The 22,811-nt window shown below is 65.4% G+C and carries 21 protein-coding genes and 1 pseudogene; 8 read left to right on the top strand and 14 right to left on the bottom strand.

All coding sequences use genetic code 11. The annotated features are described in order from the left end of the window. Positions 1 to 38 precede the first annotated feature (38 nt). Positions 39 to 503: pseudogene (locus CKO27_RS25005) on the top strand (AraC family transcriptional regulator ligand-binding domain-containing protein); the annotation flags it as partial. A gap of 126 nt (positions 504 to 629) precedes the next feature. Further along, on the top strand, positions 630 to 926 hold the full coding sequence (locus CKO27_RS25000; RefSeq protein ID WP_338116064.1) for a helix-turn-helix transcriptional regulator: 297 nt from the start codon (positions 630 to 632) through the stop codon (positions 924 to 926). Positions 927 to 1,010: 84 nt separating this feature from the next. Here the strand turns inward: CKO27_RS25000 and rluB are convergent, their stop codons facing one another. The 7 genes from rluB to CKO27_RS15380 form a co-directional block, all read right to left on the bottom strand. Further along, entirely contained in the window at positions 1,011 to 1,919 is a 909-nt protein-coding gene (rluB, locus tag CKO27_RS15410) for a 23S rRNA pseudouridine(2605) synthase RluB (RefSeq protein ID WP_200375794.1), read from the bottom strand. Further along, a complete protein-coding gene (gene scpB / locus CKO27_RS15405; RefSeq protein ID WP_200375793.1) occupies positions 1,916 to 2,542 on the bottom strand; it encodes an SMC-Scp complex subunit ScpB in 627 nt (208 codons plus the stop codon). The genes rluB and scpB overlap by 4 nt, the downstream gene beginning before the upstream one ends. After that, entirely contained in the window at positions 2,523 to 3,374 is an 852-nt protein-coding gene (locus CKO27_RS15400; RefSeq protein WP_200375818.1) for a segregation and condensation protein A, read from the bottom strand. Before CKO27_RS15400 ends, scpB begins: the two co-directional genes overlap by 20 nt. Before the next feature lie 156 nt (positions 3,375 to 3,530). After that, a complete protein-coding gene (locus CKO27_RS15395; protein ID WP_200375792.1) occupies positions 3,531 to 4,748 on the bottom strand; it encodes a tryptophan--tRNA ligase in 1,218 nt (405 codons plus the stop codon). Positions 4,749 to 4,765: 17 nt separating this feature from the next. Further along, positions 4,766 to 5,437, bottom strand: coding sequence for a site-2 protease family protein (locus CKO27_RS15390; RefSeq protein WP_200375791.1), 672 nt, complete (start codon positions 5,435 to 5,437; stop codon positions 4,766 to 4,768). Continuing rightward, positions 5,437 to 6,060 carry an L-threonylcarbamoyladenylate synthase gene (locus tag CKO27_RS15385; RefSeq protein ID WP_200375790.1) on the bottom strand — a complete coding sequence of 208 codons (624 nt, stop codon included), beginning with the start codon at positions 6,058 to 6,060 and terminating at the stop codon, positions 5,437 to 5,439. The genes CKO27_RS15390 and CKO27_RS15385 overlap by 1 nt, the downstream gene beginning before the upstream one ends. Positions 6,061 to 6,069: 9 nt before the next feature. Continuing rightward, on the bottom strand, positions 6,070 to 6,945 hold the full coding sequence (locus CKO27_RS15380; protein WP_200375789.1) for a PHP domain-containing protein: 876 nt from the start codon (positions 6,943 to 6,945) through the stop codon (positions 6,070 to 6,072). Positions 6,946 to 7,095: 150 nt separating this feature from the next. On the opposite strand from CKO27_RS15380, the gene CKO27_RS15375 reads away from it, so the two are divergent. After that, the gene (locus tag CKO27_RS15375) at positions 7,096 to 7,845 is read left to right on the top strand and encodes a hypothetical protein (RefSeq protein WP_242470937.1); all 750 of its coding nucleotides are present in this window, start codon (positions 7,096 to 7,098) and stop codon (positions 7,843 to 7,845) included. A 107-nt stretch (positions 7,846 to 7,952) separates the two neighbouring features. Here CKO27_RS15375 and CKO27_RS15370 read toward each other — a convergent pair whose 3' ends face one another. Then, on the bottom strand, positions 7,953 to 8,558 hold the full coding sequence (locus tag CKO27_RS15370) for a DUF938 domain-containing protein (protein ID WP_200375788.1): 606 nt from the start codon (positions 8,556 to 8,558) through the stop codon (positions 7,953 to 7,955). Positions 8,559 to 8,888: 330 nt separating this feature from the next. After that, complete coding sequence (locus tag CKO27_RS15365; protein WP_200375787.1) at positions 8,889 to 9,938, bottom strand: PilZ domain-containing protein; 1,050 nt, start codon at positions 9,936 to 9,938, stop codon at positions 8,889 to 8,891. A gap of 297 nt (positions 9,939 to 10,235) precedes the next feature. Between CKO27_RS15365 and CKO27_RS15360 the strand changes: the two genes are divergently transcribed. The 3 genes from CKO27_RS15360 to CKO27_RS15350 all read left to right on the top strand — a co-directional run bounded on the left by CKO27_RS15360 (position 10,236) and on the right by CKO27_RS15350 (position 12,899). Further along, positions 10,236 to 11,954, top strand: coding sequence for a proline--tRNA ligase (locus CKO27_RS15360; protein WP_200375786.1), 1,719 nt, complete (start codon positions 10,236 to 10,238; stop codon positions 11,952 to 11,954). A gap of 175 nt (positions 11,955 to 12,129) precedes the next feature. Further along, a complete protein-coding gene (gene fabA, locus CKO27_RS15355) occupies positions 12,130 to 12,645 on the top strand; it encodes a 3-hydroxyacyl-[acyl-carrier-protein] dehydratase FabA (RefSeq protein ID WP_200375785.1) in 516 nt (171 codons plus the stop codon). Positions 12,646 to 12,761: 116 nt separating this feature from the next. After that, positions 12,762 to 12,899: a hypothetical protein gene (locus CKO27_RS15350; protein WP_200375784.1), complete on the top strand. Its 138-nt coding sequence runs from the start codon at positions 12,762 to 12,764 to the stop codon at positions 12,897 to 12,899. Here CKO27_RS15350 and CKO27_RS25205 read toward each other — a convergent pair. Beyond that, positions 12,896 to 13,387: a GNAT family N-acetyltransferase gene (locus tag CKO27_RS25205; RefSeq protein WP_200375783.1), complete on the bottom strand. Its 492-nt coding sequence runs from the start codon at positions 13,385 to 13,387 to the stop codon at positions 12,896 to 12,898. The genes CKO27_RS15350 and CKO27_RS25205 overlap by 4 nt on opposite strands. After that, positions 13,384 to 13,671, bottom strand: coding sequence for a type II toxin-antitoxin system TacA family antitoxin (locus CKO27_RS15340; RefSeq protein ID WP_200375782.1), 288 nt, complete (start codon positions 13,669 to 13,671; stop codon positions 13,384 to 13,386). Before CKO27_RS15340 ends, CKO27_RS25205 begins: the two co-directional genes overlap by 4 nt. A 276-nt stretch (positions 13,672 to 13,947) precedes the next feature. Between CKO27_RS15340 and CKO27_RS15335 the strand changes: the two genes are divergently transcribed. Next, positions 13,948 to 14,379, top strand: coding sequence for a DNA polymerase III subunit chi (locus tag CKO27_RS15335; protein ID WP_200375781.1), 432 nt, complete (start codon positions 13,948 to 13,950; stop codon positions 14,377 to 14,379). A 6-nt stretch (positions 14,380 to 14,385) separates the two neighbouring features. On the opposite strand, the gene CKO27_RS15330 is transcribed toward CKO27_RS15335, so the two are convergent. The 3 genes from CKO27_RS15330 to recG all read right to left on the bottom strand — a co-directional run bounded on the left by CKO27_RS15330 (position 14,386) and on the right by recG (position 22,308). Continuing rightward, positions 14,386 to 18,624, bottom strand: a complete 4,239-nt coding sequence (locus CKO27_RS15330; RefSeq protein ID WP_200375780.1) for a PAS domain S-box protein — start codon at positions 18,622 to 18,624, stop codon at positions 14,386 to 14,388. A 44-nt stretch (positions 18,625 to 18,668) separates the two neighbouring features. Further along, positions 18,669 to 19,766, bottom strand: coding sequence for a response regulator (locus tag CKO27_RS15325; RefSeq protein ID WP_200375779.1), 1,098 nt, complete (start codon positions 19,764 to 19,766; stop codon positions 18,669 to 18,671). Between the two features lie 430 nt (positions 19,767 to 20,196). After that, a complete protein-coding gene (gene recG, locus CKO27_RS15320; protein WP_420825837.1) occupies positions 20,197 to 22,308 on the bottom strand; it encodes an ATP-dependent DNA helicase RecG in 2,112 nt (703 codons plus the stop codon). Between the two features lie 70 nt (positions 22,309 to 22,378). On the opposite strand from recG, the gene CKO27_RS15315 reads away from it, so the two are divergent. Then, positions 22,379 to 22,795: a secondary thiamine-phosphate synthase enzyme YjbQ gene (locus CKO27_RS15315; protein ID WP_200375778.1), complete on the top strand. Its 417-nt coding sequence runs from the start codon at positions 22,379 to 22,381 to the stop codon at positions 22,793 to 22,795. Positions 22,796 to 22,811 lie beyond the last annotated feature (16 nt).

Raw genomic sequence — 22,811 nt, 5'->3', positions numbered from 1 at the left:
GGTGGCGCCTAGCGCGATAGAGCGAGAACCGCTTACCCTTCGAAGCCGTCGGACGGCTGCTGTCCGATTGCAGCACTGCGACGGGATGCCCTCATTTCGGTCTGCTGACGGGACAACGCGCGAACGCCGCCGTCCTCGGACTGATCGGAGAACTCGCGCGACAATCGGTCACGGTTCAGGCGGGGCTGCGCAACCTCATCCTGTATTTCCATCTGCACGACCGGGGCGGAGCGCCGGTACTCTTCGTGCGTAGCCGAACCGAAATCGAGCTCGCCTATGTGATTCACACGCGCGAGATGCCTGGGGCCGCACAGATGGCGGATGGCGCGATCGCCATCGGCTTCCACCTCCTAAGCGGACTCTGTGGCGCCGCCTGGACACCGATCGAGGTCACCTTCGCGCATCGCCGGCCGGCGGATGTCGCTCCCTATCGCGCCTTTTTCCGCGCGCCCGTCCGTTTCGACACACGCCGCTCGGCCCTGGTCTTCTCGACCCGTTGGCTCGATCAACCGGTCGCCGGAGCCGATCCGAAAGCTCTTGAGCATCTGTCCGGGCTCATCGCCGATCTCGAACACCTGAAGACGGCCTCCTTCATCGAGGCCGCGCGCCAGGTCGCCATCGAGCTACTGGTGAGCGGGCACCCCTCGACCGAGCGAATCGCCAGCGCGCTCGGCCTGAGCCGCCGCACGCTCTACCGACGAATGGCGGCCGAAGGCACCAGTGTCCACGCGCTCATGAACGAGATTCGTCACGAGCTCGCCCGGCAGTTGTTGCTGGAATCACGGATGCCACTGAACGAGATCGCCGCCACGCTGCACTATTCGGAGCCGGGGGCCTTCTCGCGGGCCTTCAGAGGTTGGACCGGTATGACACCGAGTGCCTACCGGGCGGCGGTCAGGGGGAATCCGCGGGAGAATCGGCCATAACCCAGCCCGCGCCCGCTCGTGGAGAGTGTCATCCATCGATCATGAGGGGCGCCACGCCTCATTGGCTCGCCGCTCCGACGGGACTTACCGCGAACGCCCGCCCCGCCCCCATTTGGGACCACCGCCCGGACTCGGCTCGCCCTCGGGCCTGGCCTTGGACTCCCAGGGTTTCCTCGCCCCCGGCGCCAGTCGGTGCAGTCGCGGCCGTTCCAGCAGGGTGAGCCCGGCCAATCCCATCAGGGCCTTGAGTTCCTCGTCCGTCAGGGGTCGCCAGTTGCCGGTGAAGAGTCTCCGGCCCAGTTCGATGTTGCCGTAGCGAATGCGGATCAAGCGGCTGACGGTGCAGCCGGCGGCCTCCCAGAGACGCCGTATCTCGCGGTTGCGGCCCTCGCGCAGAACCACGTTGAACCAGCGATTGGCGCCGGTGCCGCCCTCCTCGGTGATCCGGTCGAACTTGGCCGGTCCGTCCTCAAGCTCGATGCCGGCGGTCAGGCGCTCCAGGGTGCCGGGCGCGACCTCCCCGAGGATACGCACGGCGTATTCGCGCTCGACCTCGCGCGAGGGATGCATGAGCCGGTTGGCCAGCTCGCCGTCGGTGGTGAAGAGGATCAGGCCCGAGGTGTTGATGTCCAGTCGCCCGACCGCGATCCAGCGGCCTTGCTTGGGTCGCGGCAGACGGCGGAAGACGGTCGGCCGTTCCTCCGGATCGCGGCGGGTGACCAGTTCGCCCTCGGGCTTGTGATAGACGATGACCTGGGGCGTGGTCTCGCGGTTGGGCTTGATCACGACGTCGCGTCCGTCGATGCGGATGCGGTCGGCGCGAATCGCCCGGTCGCCCAGCTTGGCCAGGTTGCCGTTGACCCGGACCCGGCCCTCGCTGATCCAGCCCTCGATCACCCGGCGCGAGCCGAGACCGGCCTCCGCCAGCAATTTCTGTAACCGAACCGGCTCCTCGGCGGAACTGAAGCGGGGCGTATGTCGATCGTTTCTCATGGGTCGGTCCTGATGGGTTCGGTCGGTGGCGCGATCGGCCTGGCGGGCGCCTCGATGGCTGGGTCGTTCAGAGCCAGTTCCTCGCCGAGGAAGGAGTCGGGATCGCGGATCTCGGACAAGGGCGGCAGGTCGTTGAGCGAGCGCAGGCCGAAGTAGTCCAGGAACCGGCGTGTCGTCGCATAGAGCGCCGGCCGTCCGGGTACGTCGCGATGCCCCACGACCCGCACCCACTCGCGTTCGGTCAGGGTCTTGACGATGTTGGTGCTGACCGCCACGCCGCGGATGTCCTCGATCTCGCCGCGCGTGATGGGCTGACGATAGGCGATCAGGGACAGGGTTTCCAGCAGGGCCCGGGAGTAGCGCGGGGCCTTCTCGTCCCAGAGACGCGCGACCCAGGGGGCGACCGAGGCGCGCACCTGAACCCGATAGCCGCCGGCGACCTCGGCGATCTCGATGCCGCGCGTTCGGTAATCCTCTTCCAGCGCACGGATGCCCTCCAGGATTCGCGCCCGCTCGGGCCGCTCGTCCTCCGCGAAGAGCGCCTGGATCTGGTCCAGGGTCAGGGGGCCGCCCGCCGCGATCAGGGCGCCCTCGACGATCTGCTTAAGCGACGGTGAACTCATGCGCCTCGGGGTGGCTGGTCTCGCGCAGTCGCACATGGATGGGGGCGAAGGCCTCGGACTGGACCAGCTCCAGAGCGCTCGATTTGATCAATTCCAGGATGGCCAGGAAGGTCACCACGACCCCCGGACGCCCCTCGCCGATGTCGAACAGATCCGTCAGGCCGATGAAACCGCCGCCACGCAGCCGCTCCATCACCTGGGACATGCGCTCGCGCAGCGAGAGCGATTCCTTCTCGACCCTGTGACTGGTGAAAAGATCCGCGCGCGCCAGCACGCCGCGCAAGGCGACGAGCAGCTCACGCAGATCCACGTCCGGCGGCTGGCGCTGGATGTGTCCCGGTGGAATGCCCGCGTGCACCGTGAAGATATCCCGCTCCAGCCGAGGCAGGGCGTCGATATCCTCGGCCGCCTGTTTGAATCGCTCGTACTCCTGGAGCCGGCGGATCAGCTCGGCGCGGGGATCCCCAGCCTCCTCGGCTTCCTCGCTCGCGCGCGGGAGCAGCAGTCGGGATTTGATCTCCGCCAGCATGGCGGCCATCACCAGATACTCGGCCGCCAGTTCCAAACGCAGCTCGCGCATCAGATCGACGTATTCCATGTACTGGGTGGTGATCTCGGCGATCGGGATATCCAGGATATCCAGATTCTGGCGTTTGATCAGATAGAGCAGAAGGTCGAGCGGACCCTCGAAGGCATCGAGGAAGACCTCCAGTGCGTCGGGCGGGATATAGAGATCCTGGGGCAGCGTCAGGAAGGGCGACCCCTGGACCATGGCCAGCGGCAATTCCCGCTGAGCCCCAATGGCCGGATCATCCGGCCCCGGCTCGCCCATCGCGCCTGAAGCCCGACGCGCGCACGCCAGGCGTGTCGGGCGCCTGGGCTCGAGCGCTTCCGCAGCCAGGCTGGTGTCGCTGTCCGACGCTTCCATCCCGGTCAGACGCCTTTCATTCCAGTGCCGTTCCAGTCCCCTCGCCCGACGGCACCGGGCTCAGGCCATCACCAGTGACATGGCGTGACGGACCTCTTCGATGGTCTCGCGAGCGACGTCGCGCGCCTTTTCACAACCCTCGTTGATGATGCTGCGCACCAGATCGGGCTGGGCCTCGTACTCCCGCGCCCGCTGCTGAATCGGGAGTAGTTCCGCCAGTACCCCGTCGATGATGGGCTGCTTGCATTCGATACAGCCGATCCCGGCCGAGCGACAGCCTTCCTGAACCCAGTCGCGCACCTGATCGTCGGAATAGACCTGATGGAACGACCACACCGGGCACTTCTCCGGATCGCCCGGATCCGTGCGGCGCACCCGCGCGGGATCGGTCGGCATGGTCCGCAGCGCCTTTTCCACGTTGGCCGGGGAATCGCGGAGCGCGATGGTGTTGTTGTAGGACTTGGACATCTTCTGACCGTCCAGCCCCGGCATCTTGGACGCCTTGGTCAGCAGCGCGCGCGGCTCCGGCAGGATGATGCGACCGCCGCCCTCCAGATAGCCGAACAGACGCTCGCGGTCGGACAGGGTAATGTTGCCCTGGCCTTCCAGGAGGGCTCGGGCGATCTCCAGCGCCTCCTGATCGCCCTGCTCCTGGTAGCGGCGCTTGAGCGAGTCGAACAGCTTGGCGTTCTTCTTGCCCATCTTGCGGATGGCCTCTTCCGCCTTGTCCTCGAAGCCCGCCTCGCGCCCGTAGATGTGGTTGAAGCGCCGCGCGACCTCGCGGGTCAGCTCGACATGGGCGACCTGATCCTCGCCCACCGGCACCTGACCGGCCTTGTACATGAGGATGTCCGCGCTCTGGAGCAGCGGATAACCGAGAAACCCATAGGTCGCCAGATCCCGTTCCTTAAGCCTCTCCTGCTGATCCTTGTAGCTCGGCACCCGCTCCAGCCAGCCGAGCGGCGTGATCATGGAGAGCAGCAGGTGCAACTCGGCATGCTCGGGCACCCGCGACTGGACGAACAGCGTCGCCGAGCCAGGATTGATGCCTGCGGCCAGCCAGTCGATCACCATCTCGCGGGTGCTGCCCGGAATGATCGAGGGATCCTCGTAGTGGGTGGTGAGCGCGTGCCAGTCGGCGACGAAGAAGAAACACTCGTACTCGTGTTGGAGTTCGAGCCAGTTCTTGAGCACGCCATGATAATGGCCAAGATGCAGCCGGCCGGTCGGGCGCATGCCGGAGAGCACGCGCGCGTGTTGTGTGGAGACAGAAGCCAAGGGTCAGCGACCTCGCGTCAGACGAAGAAAAGCTCTTTGACCACACCGGAACCCGGCAGCAGCTCGACCATGGAAATCACGATCGGCAGCAGGATGGAGCCAAGCAGGCCCGTGACCAGGAGCGCCAGGAGGATGATGAGCCCGAAGGGCTCGAGCCGGGAAAAGTAGTAGGCCAGGCGCGGCGGCAGCAGGGCGTTCAGCACCCGACCGCCGTCGAGCGGCAGCAGCGGAACCAGGTTCAGGACCATGAGGAAGACGTTGATGAGCACGCCCGCCGCGCCGGTGTAGATCAGCGGCAGCGCCACCCACTGGCTGGAATGGAAGAGCATCAGCCCGGCCTGGATGGCGAGCGCCCAGAAAATCGCCATGATGAGATTGGCGCCCGGCCCGGCGATGGCCACCAGGGCCATGTCGCGCCGGGGATGGCGCAGATTGCGCCAGTCGACCGGAACCGGCTTGGCCCAGCCGAACAGAAAGCCCGCCAGCATGAAGGTCGCGATGGGAACCAGCAGGGTGCCGACCAGATCCACATGCCGGATCGGATTGAAGGTCACCCGACCCAGCATGAAGGCGGTCTTGTCGCCCAGGCGGTTGGCGACCCAGCCGTGAGCGGCCTCGTGGACGGTGATCGCGAACAGCACCGGAATGGCGAGGACCGCCAGCAATTGGAGATGGTTGAGGGCTTGCATCATTCCTCGAACAGGGTCGCGTCGCCCTTGCCGCGACGCACCAGCGCCGGCGGATCGGCCGTCATGTCGACCACGGTGGTCGGCTCCAGGCCACAGAAACCGCCATCGATGATCAGATCCACATGTTTGTCCAGGATCTCGCGCATCTCGTAGGGATCCGTCATCGGCAGCTCATCGTCGGGCAGGATCAGGGTGGTGCTGAGAATGGGCTGGTTCAGCTCGCCGAGCAGCGCGCGACAGATCTCGTTGTCGGGCACTCGCAACCCGATCGCCTTGCGCTTGGGATGCAGCAGCCGTCGCGGCACCTGCTTGGTGGCTTCGTGGATGAAGGTGTAGGCGCCGGGCGTGAGGGACTTCAAGAGCCGGAACGCCTGATTGTCGATCTTGGCGTAGGTGGTGATCTCCGAGAGATCCCGGCAGACCAGGGTGAAATTGTGCTTGTCGTCTAGGCGACGGATGCGTCGGATGCGCTCCATCGCGGACTTCTCGCCGATCTGGCAGCCCAGCGCATAGGAAGAGTCCGTGGGATAGACCACGATGCCGCCTTCGAGCAGGATCTCGACCGTCCGCCGTACCAGGCGCGGCTGCGGATTCTCGGGGTGGATCTGGAAGAACTGAGCCATAGTCGCTCCTTACCCACAGGCGGCCTGGGGTTCGACCGGGGCCACCGGCATCCCGGACCAGTCGCGCCAGATCGGCACGCAGCCTTCCGGAAGTCGCGGCAGCCGACCCAGCTCGATCCAGGGATTCTCGGGTCCGTGATAATCCGAACCGGCCGAGGCGCGCAGCCGCTGCTCGCGGGCATGGCGGGCGAAGGTGAAGGCATCGTCGCGACTATGACTGCCGGTAACTACCTCGACCCCCACGCCACCTACTTCGCGAAACTCGCCCAGCAGCGCCTGCATGCGCGTGCGGGTAAGTCCGTAACGGGCCGGATGGGCGATCACCGCCTCGCCGCCCGCCGCCCGGATCCAACCGAGCGCCTCCTCCAGGGTCGCCCACTGACCAGGCACATGGCCCGGCTTGCCGTTGGTCAGAAAGCGCCTGAAGACCTCTCCCATGTCGGACGCCAGACGCGCCTTGACCAGGAAGCGGGCGAAGTGGGTACGACCGATCAGGCGACCGTTGGAAAGTTCCCTGGCCCCTTCATAGGCATCCGGCACGCCATGCTTGCCGAGTCGACGGCCGATTTCCTCGGCCCGCCAGGCGCGAAACTCCATCAAGCGAGCCAGCCCTTCCCGAAGCCTTGGATTGGCGCAATCGAGGCGCAGGCCGACCACATGCACCGTGCGGCGGCTCCAGGTCACCGAGACCTCGACCCCTGGAATCAGAACCAGACCAAGAACCTCGGCCGCCGACGCGGCCTCATCCAACCCATCGGTCGTATCGTGATCCGTCAGGGCCAGAACCCCCACGCCCGCCGCGAACGCGCGCTCGATCAGCTCACTGGGCGCGAGCGTGCCGTCGGACGCGGTCGAGTGGGTATGCAGATCGGGGATGGGATTCATCGGCATAGTTTAACTGAACGCGGGGAGCGGCGTGAGTGGATACGCAAGACGGAGGCCATTGCGATTGCTATTCTTGGGAACCAGCGGTCGGCCCGGCCTAGAGAAGCGCGGTCAAACGAAAGACCGCCATGACGCGACGGGGTGAAATCCATGATGCTGCCACCGATCGACATCAGCTACATCGCCAACCGACTCGGCGAGCTTGGCGAGGATCTCCAGCGTGCCCGAGAGGACGCGGGGAACCCCATCGAGCCGCCCCCGCACATCCTGATCACCGGCCTCGACCGCCTCCTGGACATCATCAGGGCGGCGGATAAGGGATCAAGCGCCGATTTCGCGAAGGCCGTCCAGGACACGACCGGCTCCGACCCCGAGGTTCTCCTGGAGCATGGTCTGCATCTGCTCGCCCAGCTCGCGGGAGTCGCCGAGCGGCTGGGTCTTGCCGACCAGGCCCGCGCCATCGAGCAACTCGCGCTCCCCTTGAGTTGTTGGATGCTGCGCCGCGGCTGCGAGCTTCCGCACCCCGAACCCGTGGTCAACGCCATGGCCCTGCTCGCCAACAGTCTGCGCCAGCCGGAGCGGCTCGCGGAACTCTTCGGGCTCATGACCGAGGTCATGGACGGGATCGGCAGCGAACGGGGACTAGAGATGGAGCTCGGCAATCCCGCCCGTCCCTGGCGCGTCCTGCTGATGAATCGGGCGATCGTCGCCACCCGCAGCCACCAGCCGATCCTGATGGAAGAGGCCTTCGACTCGATCGTCGAGCACCTGCCGGAAGACGCGCCGGACTTCTTCCGCGAGGGTATGGGACAGATGGAGGCACTCGACTACCCAGTGCACGTCCGCGAGGTAATGCGGCGGTATTTCGAGGTTTGGTGCGTCGGACAGAGGCTGCATTGAGGTCGCTGGTCCGGTGACGAGGCTGCCCTGGTCGACGGGTGATCGGTCGCTTCGCCCGTTGAATAGGCGCCGCGCGACTCCCGCGAGCGCTCCCTCGCTCTCGACCCTCAAACAGACTCCCGCCGCCAAACCAGTGTCCGGTTGTTGACCGGCATCGCCTGGTTGGCGACCAGCGTCAAGCCGTTCCGGTCGGCCAGCGATTCCAACTCTTCCAGATCACGCAGCCCCATCCGAGGATCCTGGGCCTTGAGCCAGGCATCGAAGCGCCGGTTGCTGTCGCTGGTATAGCCCCCGCCCGCGTTGAAGGGGCCATAGAGCGCGAAAAGCCCACCCGGCGCGAGCACCGCGCCCACCCCGCGGAACATCGCCACGACCGCCTCGAAGGGCATGATATGCGCCGTATTGGCGCTGAACACCGCATCGAAGGGGCCATCCGGCCAGGCGCCCATGACATCGAGCGGCAATGGCGGAGGGAGGTTCGGCAACCCGGCCTCATCCAGCCACGCCCGAATGCCCGGCAGATGGGCCGGAACATCGCTCGTCTGCCAGGTCAAACGCGGCATGGCCGCGCCGAAAAAGACCGCGTGCTGACCCGTACCGCCACCGATTTCCAGCAGCCGCCGTGCCTCACGAAACAGCGGCTCGATCACCGCCAGAATCGGCTCCCTGTTCTCGTCGCAGGAGGCGGAATAAGGCTTGTCATAAGGGGTCACGCAAGAACCTCGCGGGCTTGATGAGAACGATCGACCTAAAAAGAGCTGTCAGCTTCCAGCCGCCAGCTATTGGGAATCAGCCACCTGGCCATTGACCGAGACCGGCCGAGGCTCACCCATTGGGTGAAGCCCGCAAGAAGCGAAAACCGAAGCGAAAACCTCGGCCATACCACGGCTGGAGGCGGATCGCTGACAGCTCTTTCTCTAAAAATAATAGGATGGAGACGTGAAGATAGAGGGTTGGGGTTCAGGTTCGTTCACCCCGGCATCTAGATTCGGTGGACGCCGGACGGAAAAGTTGGAGGTGGTTATCGACGCGATTGCTTTACCTCAGGCGCTACGACCGCCCTTGAGGACACGGCTTCGGGTATCGGACATGCCATAGGCCTCGTCGTGGATATTTTGCAGCAGCTCAAGTTCTTCCCAGGCGTCTTCCGGCCAGCCACCCGGCTGTCCGTGGTCCCCCAGAACCAGGTCGCGAAACATGATCTCGAAGGCATCGACATCTCCCCATCCGGCGATCAGTCGACTGATCGCCTCCGGAAAGTCGGATTCGAGTCGCGAAAGCCCGCCAGCCCGTCCGGATAGTCTCGCGAGATCGGCGCTCGTGGGACGCGCCAGCGGGAGCGAACGCATCCAATCCGGGGCGCCCTCCAGGCTGCCGGGACTATGGCGAGCCCTGTCCGGCAACTGATCGAGGAGCAGATTGACGAAGGCCTTGATGGCCTTGCGGGGATGCTCGAACTCAAGCGCCAGGGTATAGAGTTCCGCCCAGTCGAAACCCTTGGCCGCCGACTTACGGACATCGACGACGCGCGCGCGCAGACGAAGGCCGGGCAAGTCGCGCGTCCCCGCGATCGCGAGGCTGATGCTCTGATTGGCCTCGTAGGCATCGAACACGGTCACCGAATGCCGACCCTTGGCGATCTGCAGCAGCATCCGGCGCAGCTCCTCGGTATCGTTGACGGTCACCTCAAGCTCCCGAACCAGGGCACCGCCATCCTGGCTCTCGACGGTCATGTCACCCGTGCGAAGCAGCTTGAGCAGCCGCTCCAGCCGGGACTGACTGCGCGGCGACAGGCTGATGAACCTGACCGCGATCAGATAGCCGCCATCGGCGAGCGGCCTCGCCCGCAACAACTGAGCGTAAGCCGTGATTTGATCGTCGCGCTTCCAGGGGAAGACGATTCGCAGTGGACCCGCCTGTTTCGGCAACGGTTCGGCGATATAGAGCAGCGCGCCGCCCCAGGAGATATCCCGGTTGACCGCCATGATCGGCTCGTCCTGGCCAGGGATGGTGAGCTTGACCGGAATCCGCAAGTCGATGCGCGTCTGCGTGCGCCGATCCGTCGCGGTCAACCGTGGCTGTAACTCGTTCATGACAAATCACCTTTTTAGAACCCTACGGCTCCGAGTCCCTGCGATCCCTGCCACCGAGCCCGAGCCTGAAACCCGTGTACTCTATCAAGCAACAGACCTTGAAGCATGCGGGAAGTATAGAGGAAACCGCCCCGGGCCTTTGTGAGCGACACCCCATCCTCTTTCTCGGGATTCCCTCGCGGATTCTCTCGTCGGCCACCGATTCCGGGCGATCGGGGCCGCCGGCAAAGGGCGCGGGTTGTTTCCGCGTCGCTAGATCAATAGACTTCCGCGCTTTAATCGATGAAGCCGGATCCGATGCGCACCTCACAGTTTCCTCTCCAGACCATCAAAGAGACGCCGGCCGATGCCGAAATCGCCAGTCACCGGCTGATGCTGCGCGCGGGCCTGATCCGCAAGCTCGCCGCCGGCCTCTACACCTGGCTGCCGCTCGGGCTGCGGGTGCTGCGCAAGGTCGAGCGCATCGTGCGCGAGGAGATGGATCGCGCCGGGGCGCTGGAGGTCTCCATGCCCGCCGTGCAGCCCGCCGAGTTGTGGCAGGAATCCGGGCGCTGGGATCAGTACGGACCGGAGCTGCTGCGCCTGCGCGACCGCCATCAACGCGACTTCTGCTTCGGTCCCACGCACGAGGAGATCATCACGGATCTCGCCCGCAACGAGCTCAAGAGCTACAAGCAGCTCCCGATCAATTTTTACCAGATCCAGACCAAGTTCCGCGACGAGATCCGTCCACGCTTCGGTGTGATGCGCGCGCGCGAGTTCCTGATGAAGGACGCCTACTCCTTCCATCTGGACGACGACTCGCTCAACGAGACCTACCAGCGGATGCACGAGACCTACTGCCGCGTCTTCAGCCGCTGCGGACTGGATTTCCGCCCCGTGCAGGCCGACACCGGCAGCATCGGCGGCAACGTCTCGCACGAGTTCCATGTGCTGGCGTCCTCGGGCGAGGACGCCATCGCCTTCTCGACCGGGAGCGACTATGCCGCCAACATCGAGCTGGCCGAAGCCGTCGCCCTAAGCGACAGGCTCGCGGCGCCAAGCCAGGAGGCGCGGTTGGTCGACACGCCCAACGCCCGGACCATCGCCGACCTGGTCGAGGGGTTCGACCAGCCGATCGAGCACACGGTCAAGACCCTGGTCGTCGCCGCCGCCGACGGGATGGAGGCGAACCTGGTCGCCCTGCTGGTGCGCGGCGACCATGAACTCAACGCCATCAAGGCGGAAAAACTGCCCCAGGTCGCCGCCCCGCTGCGCATGGCGAGCGAGGACGAGATCCGCGCGGCGATCGGCGCCGGTCCCGGCTCGCTCGGCCCCAGGGATCTGCCGATTCCCTGCATCGTCGACCGCACGGTCGCGGTCACCGCCGACTTCAGCGCCGGGGCCAACCAGGACGGCAAGCATTGGTTCGGGCTCAACTGGGGCCGGGATCTGCCGCTGCCCGAGGTCGCCGATCTGCGCAACGTGGTCGAGGGCGATCCCAGCCCGGACGGCCAGGGGACGCTCACCATCGCGCGCGGCATCGAGGTCGGTCACATCTTCCAGCTCGGACGCAAGTACAGCGAGGCGATGAAAACGACCGTGCTGGGCGAGGACGGCCGGGCGACGACGCTGACCATGGGCTGCTACGGCATCGGGGTCTCGCGCCTGGTCGCCGCCGCGATCGAGCAGCATCACGACGAGCGCGGCATTTGCTGGCCCGCCCCCATCGCCCCCTTCGAGGTTGCCCTGCTGCCGATGAAGCTCGGCAAGTCCTACCGGGTGCGCGAGGTGACCGACCAGCTCTACGCCGAGCTGCAAGCGGCCGGGATCGAGGTTCTGCTCGACGACCGCGATGCCCGTCCCGGCTTCATGTTCGCCGACATGGAACTGATCGGCATCCCACACCGCATCGTCGTCGGCGACAAGGGACTCGATGACGGCCAGGTCGAGTACAAGGGCCGGACCGACGAAGAGATGCAGCTCATCCCGCTCGCCGAGATCGTCGGCTTCGTGCGCGAACGGCTGAGGTCATAGAGATCCAGCCAGCGTCCGGCGACGCGCTGACCCAAACAACCACTCGCGCCACGTCGAGCACCGGAAGCTCGGCGTCGGCGACGAGAACATCAGGCCGCCATAGTCTTGACCGATCGGCCCGAGCGCCGCGCCTCGGCGTCGGCGGCCTCCCCCACTTAGGAACCTAGGATCACCCGTGAATAAAGAAGCCTCTTTCAACCGCGATGAGTTGCTGGCCTGCGGGCGCGGCGAGATGTTCGGTCCGGGCAATGCCCAGTTGCCGGTGCCCAACATGCTGATGATGGATCGCATCACCCGCATCGCGAACTTCGGTGGCGCGAACGCCAAGGGCGAGATCGTTGCCGAGCTGGATATCAACCCGGATCTCTGGTTCTTTCAGTGTCATTTTCCGGGCGATCCGGTCATGCCGGGCTGTCTCGGCCTGGATGCCCTCTGGCAGCTCGTCGGCTTCTATCTGGGCTGGATCGGCAACCCCGGTCACGGCCGGGCGCTGGGTGTCGGAGAGGTCAAGTTCACCGGACAGGTACTGCCGAACGCCACCCGGGTGAGTTATCACATCGACATGAAGCGCGTCATCACCCGCAAGCTGGTGCTGGGCATCGGCGATGGGGTGGTTCAGGTCGATGGTCGCACCATCTATACCGCCAAGGATCTACGGGTCGGTCTCTTCACCTCGACCGATGGGTTCTAGGGCGGTTTCCTGAACGGGATCCCGCCGGCGGCTGGTCGATGGACCGGAGGCTCGGGATTTCCAGGATCGGAAACCTGAGATTCCCCCGAAATTTCGTCTTCCAAGGGTGACGCACAATGACTGTCACACTGGAGACGATGACGCAAAAGATTCCGAAGCAGGACTACACCGCCGAGTTTAAGTCACAGGCGATCAAGCGGGTCAATGCTGGCAAGAGCGTGGACAAGCGAAGCGCCGTCCACCAAACGGCCTAAAGTCCTTCGCGAAGATCGTTGATGTTAGCCATCAGCGTCATGGGATCGAGGGGTGAGGGATCGAATCCGACACGCTCGTAAAACGCTTGCGTGGACGGCGACAAGGCATGGACGATCAGGCCACGGATACCTATGGCATCCGCTGCCGCCATGACTCGCAAACAGGCATCACGGACCAGGGCACGCCCCACTCCAGAGCCTTGCAATGATTGGTCGACGGCAAGCCGACCCAGAACCACGACTGGGATGGGATCGGGCATGTTGCGCCGTAAACGGCCAGTGGCCAGTTCAACCGTCACGGCGCTGGAGGCCAGCGCGTAATAGGCGAAGACCCGGCGGCTATGGCAGACGACGAAGGTGCGGGAGGCGCCGGTTGCCTGATTCTTGAGGGCACGCTGTTTGAGCCAGCGATCCAGGCTCTCGACGCCGCAGTCAAAGGTGATCGTGTCGTGATGGGCGGCGAGCGGCTCCGGCGCGGCAAGGCTCACGGCTCATCCCATGGAGCTGGGGTTCGCAGGGTTTTCCGTAGGCGCGAATTGGGATCCGGGGCGCGGTCGAGACGCGCCAGGAACTCGGCGTAGGCATCCGGTGCGACCATTAGCAAGGCTCGATCCAATAGAGCTGCCTCAGCCGCGCTCCGGGCGGCGTCGAGAATGAAGTCGGTGCGGTTCTTTCCCTGGGCCTTGGCCGCCCGGTCGATCAGACCGCGCACTTCGGGCTTGATGCGCAGATTCAGGGTGTCGCGCTTGGCTACGAGGTTGGTTGCCGTCATGACGGTGGCTCCCTATGTGACGTCCCAAAGTATAGGTGTAGTGTCAATGTCAGTACAGGATAAACTGTATCAAGGATGGAAACCTCGTACTCACGATTCGCCCCGTCATGGACGGGATTGGCAGTTGGCAGTTGGCAGTTGGCAGTTGGCAGTTGGCAGGGTCTATAAAGCTCTGTTTTTAATCCTGTCAATCTTGAAGAATCCTGTTAATCCTGTCCCATTCCGGAGCCTTCGGTCGGGTACGGACTTCCCGGAAATCGTTTTGAACGAATCGACATGACCAGAATCGACTTCTACAGCCTCGCTCCCGAGAGTCGCGGCGACCGGTTTCTGCTGACCTGCCGTCTGGTGGAACGCATCCGCGCCAGCGCGCGGCGGGTGCTGATCCATTGTCCCGATCCCGAGGAATGTCGGCATCTGGACCGCCTGCTCTGGACCTTCCGCGAGGACAGCTTTCTACCCCATGGGCTGGTGGGTCAGGTGGATCCGGATCTGACCCCCGTGCTCATCAGCCAGGGTGGTTCGCCCGAGAGCGAGCATCAGGTGTTGCTGAACCTGTCCCTCGGGATCCCCGATTTCCTGGACCGTTTCGAGCGCCTGTGCGAGGTCGTGGACCATGAACCCCAGGCGCGCCAGGCCGGACGCGAGCGCTTCCGGGTCTACCGCGAACGCGGATACGCGCTCGATCATCACCAGATTCGACTCTGACCCTTTCTACCCAGGATCCCCTTCGGCGCGCGCGGACACCGGGGAATCCGTCCCATCCAGATCGAGCGACGCGCGAACCAGGCCCAGGGTCGCGCGGGCCGTTTCGAAATCGAAGCATTCGACCGCGTGCGTGAAGCCTTCGAAGGCGTCCCCGAACAGGTCTCCAATAAGCGGAGCGGACTCGCGCAGGCATTGAATGGCGCGGCTGTTGTCTTCCTCCAGCAAGCGGTCCAGTTCATCGAGTGCCTGGCCGAACCGATCCGGATCCCAGCCAGGATCAAGGCCCCTGACCTCATCGGGAGGCGCCCAGGGCCGGATGCCCTCGATCAAGTCGCCGAAGGCCGCTTCGACCTCCGCGAGCACCGGCTCGATCCCATCCGGCATCGCCTCCGCGCGCAACGCCGCCTGAAGACATGCCGCGAGTTCGGCCAGGCGCTCGGCCCCCAGATTGCCGGCGACCCCCTTGAGCCCATGAGCGATCCGGGCCGCGGCCTCGCGCTCACCGGCGTCAAGCTGGGTACGCATCCGCCGCGCGTCCTCGGCGTGATGCTGGACGAAGAGATGCAGCAGGCGCGAATAGGTCGCCCGATTGCCACGCACCGAGGCGAGTCCACGCTCCGCGTTCAGACCGGGGATCGACGACAGCCGCTCGACATCGCGCGGGTTCGCGCCCTCGTCGGTTCCTGGCGTTCGCGCCCTGGACGGCGCTCCGGGTCGCGACGGCAGCCAGCGCAGAAGCGCGGCGTAGAGCGCGCCGGGCTCGACCGGCTTGGCCACGAAATCGGTCATCCCCGCAGCCAGACAGGCCTGGCGGTCTTCCTCGAAGGCGTTGGCGGTCATGGCCAGGATCGGCAGCGCGGCCTGGGCGGGATCGGCGCGGATATGTCGCGTGGCTTCCAGCCCATCCATCTCGGGCATCTGAACATCCATCAGGACCAGGTCGTAAGCCCGCTCGGCGAGCATGTCCAGGGCCAGGCGTCCATTCTCCGCCGTATCCACCGCGAGGTTCACCGCATGGAGCAACTCCAGCGCCACCTCGCGGTTGATGAGATTGTCCTCGGCCAACAGAAGACGGGCGTTAGAACAGTGCTCGCGCAGAAGATCCTCGGTGCTGTCCCCCGGTCGCGCCGATACCGGGGACTCGACGACGTCCTGGCCTCGACCGAGACACGCGGTGAACCAAAAGGTACTGCCCACCTCGAATTGGCTCTCCACCCCCGCCTCGCCGCCCATGAGTTCGGCGAGCCGGCGGGTGATGGCGAGCCCCAGACCGGTGCCGCCATATTTCCGGGTGGTCGAGACGTCCGCCTGACCGAAGGGCGTGAACAGCCGCGGCAGCGCGTCCGGCTGGAGGCCGACGCCGGTGTCGCTGACCTCGAAGCGCACCAGCGCGCAACCGGCCCGATCCTCCAGCCGACGCGCCCGCAGGGTGACACTCCCCCGCTCGGTGAATTTGACGGCATTCGCCGCGTAGTTCAGCAGGGCCTGTCGCAGGCGCGTCGGATCGCCGCTCAGCCAGGGCGGTACATCGCCCGTATCCAGCCGAATCACCAACCCCTTCGATCGCGCCTGGTCGGCGATCAGCGATCGAACCTGTTCGAACAGACCCTGGAGCGAGAAATCCGTTTGTTCCAGATCCATTCGGCCCGACTCGATCTTGGACAGATCGAGAATGTCGTTGACGATCGCCAACAGATGCTTGGCGGCCGACTCGATCTTGCTCAAACGCCCCGCCTGCTCGGGTGTGACGCCACTCTGTCCCATCAGATAGGTGAGACCGATGATGGCGTTCATCGGGGTACGGATCTCGTGGCTCATATTGGCCAGGAAGGCACTCTTGGCGCGGTTGGCCGTCTCGGCGGCCTGGCGCGCCGATTCCCGGAGGCGATCCGTCTCCTTGCGCGCGCTGATGTCGCGCGAGAAACCCACGAGGCCGAGCAGGGTTCCATCGGCGTCCAGCACCGGCGCCTTGAAGGTCTCGTTCAGTGACGGCGGCTGGGTCGGAATGATTTCCTCGACCGTCTTTTGGTGACGACTGGCCATCACCTCCTCGTCGTCGGCGCGGTAATCCCGGGCGACCTCGGGCGGCCAGATGTCGAAATCCGTCTTGCCGATGATGTCCTCGATCGAGCGGCCACAGACCTCCGCCTTGGCCCGGTTCAGCGCCAGGAAGCGTCCACCGGCATCCTTCAGCCAGATCATGAAGGGAATGTTGTCGATGATGGCGCGCAGCGATTGCGTCTGACGGCGCAATTCGGTGGTGCGGGTGCTCACCAACTCCTCGAGGTGCTTGCGGTAACGCTCGACCTCCTCGCTCGCGCGCTTGAGCGCGTCGATGTCCTGTATCGATCCGCGCATTCGCGTCAAATACCCGTCCTCGAAGATCGGACGTCCGAGGACACGCACCCATTTCTCCTCGCCCGAGACGGTGACGAGCAGGGCCTCCAGATCATAGGGGCATCCCTCCTTCATGGCGTCCTGGATGGCCCGCTCGACGCGGGCGCGGTGCTCGCCATGGAAGAAGCTCAAGCCAAAATCGACATCCGCCTTGCGGGCGGGATCCACCCCATGGATCCTCGCCACCTCGTCGGTCCAGGAGCCCTGGCCGGTCGCTGGATCGTATTCCCAGGCGCCGATATGGGCGATGGCACTCATCTCGCCAAACAACTGATTGATCTCGCGCAGTAACTTCTCCGCCTGCTTACGCTCGCCGATCTCGCGACAGATGCAGAGGACCATCTGCTCGCCGCCCCAATCGGTTCCCCCGACGCTAACCTCCACGTCATATTCCGAGCCGTCCTTGCGCCGGTGACGGGACTCGAAGGTGCCCTGGAAATCTTCCAGGTGGGCGAAGCCCTGGCGGATGTCCGCCTCGGACATGAGGGCATCGTATTCCCAGGTGCGCAGACCGATGAGTTCTTCCGGCGCATAGCCGAGCATCTCGGCGAAGCGGTGGTTGGCCTCCATGATGCGATGCTCATGGTCGACGACGAGAATGCCGTCGCGCGAGCGCTCGATCAGCGCCAGGCGGCGCGCGGTCTCATCGGCCAGAGCGATCTCCTGGCGCTGACGGATCACCACCACGACCGCGACGGCCATGACGAGCGCCAGCAATCCGGCGAACAGGATCCAGACGGCGCTCCCGGCCGCCTCGGCGATCACCTCGGCGAGATCGATCTTGACCACCAGCAGCCAGTCGGTCTCGGGAACCAGCCGCGCGACCCCCATCACGGGCGCGCGACGATAATCGCGGCCGACCTGGAGCCGACCCAGGAGACTTGGATCTTGGATGAACCGAGCCGCCAGCAAATCCTCGGTCGCGAGCGGCATATCGAAGCGCCCCGCCGCCGCCGCCCCGTCCTCCAGGTGGCGGAGCTGATTGAGGACCAGGATCCGATCCCCCTCGCGCCGCAGCAGCAGAGCCTCTCCGGTGTCGGTCGGAATCGGCCAGACCGCGATCAGCGGATGGAGAAAGAACCCCGGATCGCTATGGAGCACGATCAGGGGTCCAGGGCGGCCGTCGTGGTAGGCCGAGAGTGGCACCAGGAAGTCCAGATGCATGGCCCCCGCCGCGTCGCGATAGGGTCCGTGATGAACAAGGTTCTGGTCGATGACGGCCTGTTTCGCGGCCGTGACGAGCCGGGCGTCCAGCGGATGCAGCGCGCCCTGGGAGTTCCACAGGGGCCGACCGCCCGCATCGAGCATCATGACCCCCTGAAAGGCGTTGTAACGCGCGAACTCCTTGAGATGGACGATCAGGGAGGCCGCCAACCGCAGGCCCGCTTCCGAGTCGGGACTGGAGTCCAGTTCGGAGACCAGCAGGGTGTTGCGCAGGAAGCCCGCGTCGCCCCGTCGCTCCCCGAGCCAGGCGGAGATCTGGCTCGTCTTGAGTTCGGCGATGGTCAGCAGACGCGCCGCCACATTGCCCCGGTGCTGCTGATAGCCGAGCAGGATGCCGCCCGCGGTCAGGAGCGCGATCGCCACCGCCAGCAGCGCGATGGGAAAACAGGGGGAGCGCGGTGAAGCGGCACCATGCACCGGCACGCGCCCCCGCGCGACCGAGCGCCACAAGCCTTGCGCCAGCGGGTACGGCAACGCGAGGGCCAGGACCGTGAACAGCCAACCCTCGAGCGCGGCGATGGGCGCCAGTCGCGGCGAGAGATCGATCAGCCAGGCCGCCAATCGACCGTCGAGGAACACCCAGAGTCCGGCGAGCAGGGCATAGGCCAGGAGGAGCCACGGCATCCAGCGGCGCCCAGCCCGAGCGACCCCTGGATCAGGGGCGCCGCTCATGCGCCTTCGCTTTCACCGTAACGCACCGCGATCCTTTGGAATTCCTCGAACCTGGCGATAAAGGCATCCGTCACGTCCGGGTCGAAATGCGCGCCACGCCCCGCGAAGATGATGTCGTAGGCATCCTGGAAGGGCATCGGCGGCTTGTAGACGCGCGGCGAGATGAGCGCGTCGAAGACATCGGCGAGCGCCATCAGCCGCGCGGCGATGGGGATCGCATCCCCGGCCAGCCCATCCGGATAGCCGGACCCGTCCCAGCGCTCGTGGTGGTAATGGGCGATGTCCTTGGCCATGACGAGGAATTCGAGCGGCCGCTCGGCATCACGCTCGGCATATTCGATGGCATCGCTGCCGAGCTTGGCGTGGGTCTTCATGATCTCCCACTCGTTCGGCGTCAGCTTGCCGGGCTTGAGCAGGATGTAATCCGGAATCCCCACCTTGCCGATGTCGTGCAAGGGCGCCGACTTGACCAGAAGATCGATGTTGCGAGGCGTCAGGAACTCGACGAAACGGGGATGCTCGCGCAGCTGCTCGGCCAGGGCATGCACATAGCCCTGGGTTCGCCGCAAATGATTGCCGGTCTCGGGATCGCGGATCTCGGCCAGGTGCGCCAGGGCGTGGATGCTGACATCCTGGACCACCAGATTCTCGCTCATGCGCCGCTGGAGTTCGCTTTCGAGATAGGTGTTCTGATCCCTCAGCCAATCGCGCGCCTGCTTGAGCTCCAACTGGGTATGCACCCGCGCCCTCAGGATCGGCGGCACCACCGGCTTGGCGATATAGTCCACCGCGCCGACATCGAGCCCGCGGATCTCGGCCTCGGTACTGTCCATGGCGGTGACGAAGATGACCGGGATATCGCGGGTCGCCACATCGGCGCGCAACCGCGAAAAGACCTGATAACCATCCATGTCGGGCATCATGACATCGAGCAGGATCAAATCGGGCTTGGGCGCCGTCTTGACCACCCGCAGCGCCTTTTCGCCGGAGGTAGCGGCGCGCACGCGGTAATCGGTCTGCAGGAGTTCACTGAGAACCGTCAGATTTTCGGGCGAGTCATCGACGATCAGGATCGTCGCCAGGCTTGCGTCCATCGTTAAGCCTCCGACCAGGGATCAGACGGACGCGGCACTCCCTGTCCCGCGCGGAAAACTAGATTGAATATAAGGGACAAGCGATCTCCAAATGATTCGAAGCCTTGAAACCGCCTGGGCGTCGGGAGACGAGCCTGGTGATCGGGATGGCGGGACAATCCGGGCTGAACATAGCCCACATGATTCTTAGGCCTAACCCGCTCGGACGCAACCAGTACGCGCGATTCTGCCCTGTTTCGAAGCACCCGGATGAGATCCGGCTCTCAATCCATCCTTCGACATCCTCAGGGATGCGAGCTTCGTGGGTATCTTGAGCCTCGGAGCTTGGAGGATGGGCAGGTCCAACCGGCCTGGGCGTGACCAAAAATGAGGCGTACCGGCCATCCTTCGTGGACTGGGGCGGGCGAGCGCGAACCCCAAGGATTCCTCCTCAGACCTGTCCGTAGTGCTCGCGCTCGCCGAGCCAGCGCGCGACCAGCGGGGTCGCCAGCTCGGGATGCTGGCTCAGAATCCGGTCGGCGGCGCGTTGCGCCGCCGGAACCAGCGGTTGATCGCGCAGTGGATCGGCGATGCGAAACTGGATCGCGCCGGTCTGGCGCGTCCCCAGCACCTCGCCCGCGCCACGGATCGCGAGGTCACGCTCGGCGATCTCGAAGCCACTGACCGAGCCGCGAATGATGCCAAGCCGCTCCTTGGCCACCAGGGACAGGGGCGCGTGATAGAGCAACAGACAATGGCTCTCGACCGAGCCGCGCCCGACCCGCCCGCGCAACTGATGAAGTTGGGCGAGCCCAAGCCGCTCGGGGTTCTCGATGATCATGAGGCTGGCATTGGGCACGTCGACGCCGACCTCGATCACCGTGGTCGCGACCAGCAGATCCAGCGTCCCGGCCGCGAATTCCGCCATCAGGGCGTCGCGCTCCTGGCTCTTGAGCCGACCATGCACCAGCCCGACACGCTGCCCCGGCAGACGTTCGGACAACTGACGGGCGGTCTCCTCGGCCGCCTGGCATTCCAGCGCCTCGGACTCCTCGATCAGGGTACAGACCCAATAGGCTTGACGCCCCGCCTCGCAGGCCAGGCGGACCCGCTCGATGACCTCGTCGCGGCGGTTGTCCGGAACCGCGCGGGTGGTGATCGGGGTACGCCCCGGCGGCAGGGCGTCGATCACCGAGAGATCCAGATCGGCGTACAGGGTCATGGCGAGCGAGCGCGGAATCGGGGTGGCGGTCATGATGAGCTGATGCGGCGCGCCACCGTCGCGCCCGCCCTTCTCGCGCAGCTTCATGCGCTGATGCACGCCGAAGCGATGCTGCTCGTCGACGATCACCAGCCCGAGATCCCGGAAGGCGACGTCGTCCTGCAGGAGGGCATGGGTTCCCACCACGATCCGCGCCGCGCCGGAGGCGATCGCCTCCAGTCGCTCCTCGCGCTCCCGGCCCTTGTGACGACCGGCCAGCCAAAGGGGCTCGATCCCCAACGACCGGACCCAGCCGCCCAGGCTCCGATGATGCTGTTCGGAGAGCAGTTCGGTCGGCGCCATCAGGGCGGCTTGACAGCCCGCCTCAAGCGCCTGGAGCGCCGCCAGGGCCGCGACGACCGTCTTGCCCGCGCCCACGTCGCCCTGCAGGAGGCGCTGCATCGGCCGCGTCTGGGTCAAATCCCCGGCGATCTCCGCGACGACCCGTTCCTGGGCGGCGGTCAGCGCGAACGGCAGACCCGCGAGCAGTGAGCGACGCAGTCGACCATCGCCGTTCAACACCGGCGCCGCGATCCCGCGCTGCTCCAGTCGCATGCGTCGCAGACTGACCTGATGGGCCACCAACTCCTCGAAGGCCAGCCGCGCGAAGGCGGGGTGCCGCCCGTCCATCAGCTCCTGGAGACTGGTCTCGATCGGAGGCCGGTGCAGGAACGCCAGCGCCTCGGTCAGGCTGGGTAGGCCGAGGGACGCCAGGATCCCGGCCGGCAGCAGCTCGGCCGGGCTCGCCTGCTCCATGAGCGCGAGCGCCTGATCGGTCAGACCGCGCCAGCTCGATTGCTGGAGCCCCTCGGTAGAGGGATAGATGGGCGTCAGTCGCGCCCCCGTCCCCTCGTCCGAGGCACGCTGGAGCCGGTATTCCGGATGCACGATTTCGAGCGATTGGGGGCCCTGGCGCACCTCGCCATAGCAGCGCAGACGCTCGCCAACCTTGAGGCTCGCGACCTGCTGGGGGGAAAAATGGAAGAATCTCAGCAGCAGGCCCGCGCCGGCCACATCGCCGAGCCACACCTTGAGCGAGCGCCGACGTCCGGAAGCGATCTCGGCGTCGAGGATCTCGCCCTCGACCAGGGCCTCGCTCCCGGGTTGGACATCCTGAATCGGCGTCAAGCGGGTGCGATCCTGATAGCGGACCGGCAGATGGAAAAGCAGATCCTGCACCGTGCGGATCCCGAGTTTGTCGAGCCGCTCGGCGACCTTGGGCCCCACGCGGTTCAGCGACCGCACGGGAACCCGGTCCAGCCGAAGCGGTGGATCTGGGGAGTCTGGCGCGAGTTGAGTCAAGGTCGGCGTGTTTGATCTAATCGAGGACCGAACCGGTCCGGTTTCAACCCCAAGCCCTGGAGTCCGCTGGATGATCGTGCAACAGACCCTATCACTGCAAACCCGCGGACGCGGAACCTACGACATCACCCAGGAGGTCTGTCGGCGGGTTCGCGACAGCGGCCTTCGGCTCGGCCTCTGTCATGTCTTCGTCCAGCACACCAGCGCCTCGCTGGTGCTCTGCGAGAACGCCGATCCCACCGTGCGGCGGGATCTCGAAGCCTTCATGGCGCGGCTGGTTCCGGACGGCGACCGTCTGTTCGATCACACCGACGAGGGACCGGACGACATGCCGGCCCATCTGCGCGCCATCCTGACCAACATGGACCTGACGGTTCCCATCCACGACGGCGACTGTCGGCTCGGAACCTGGCAGGGTATCTATCTCTACGAGCATCGCGCCCACCCGCACCAGCGGCGTGTCGCCTGCACCATGATCGGTGAGTGACGGCCTGGGCCGGTAT

The organism is Thiocystis violacea (assembly GCF_016583575.1).
Taxonomy (GTDB): Bacteria; Pseudomonadota; Gammaproteobacteria; order Chromatiales; family Chromatiaceae; genus Thiocystis; species Thiocystis violacea.
This window is presented reverse-complemented; position numbering and strand designations above follow the sequence as displayed.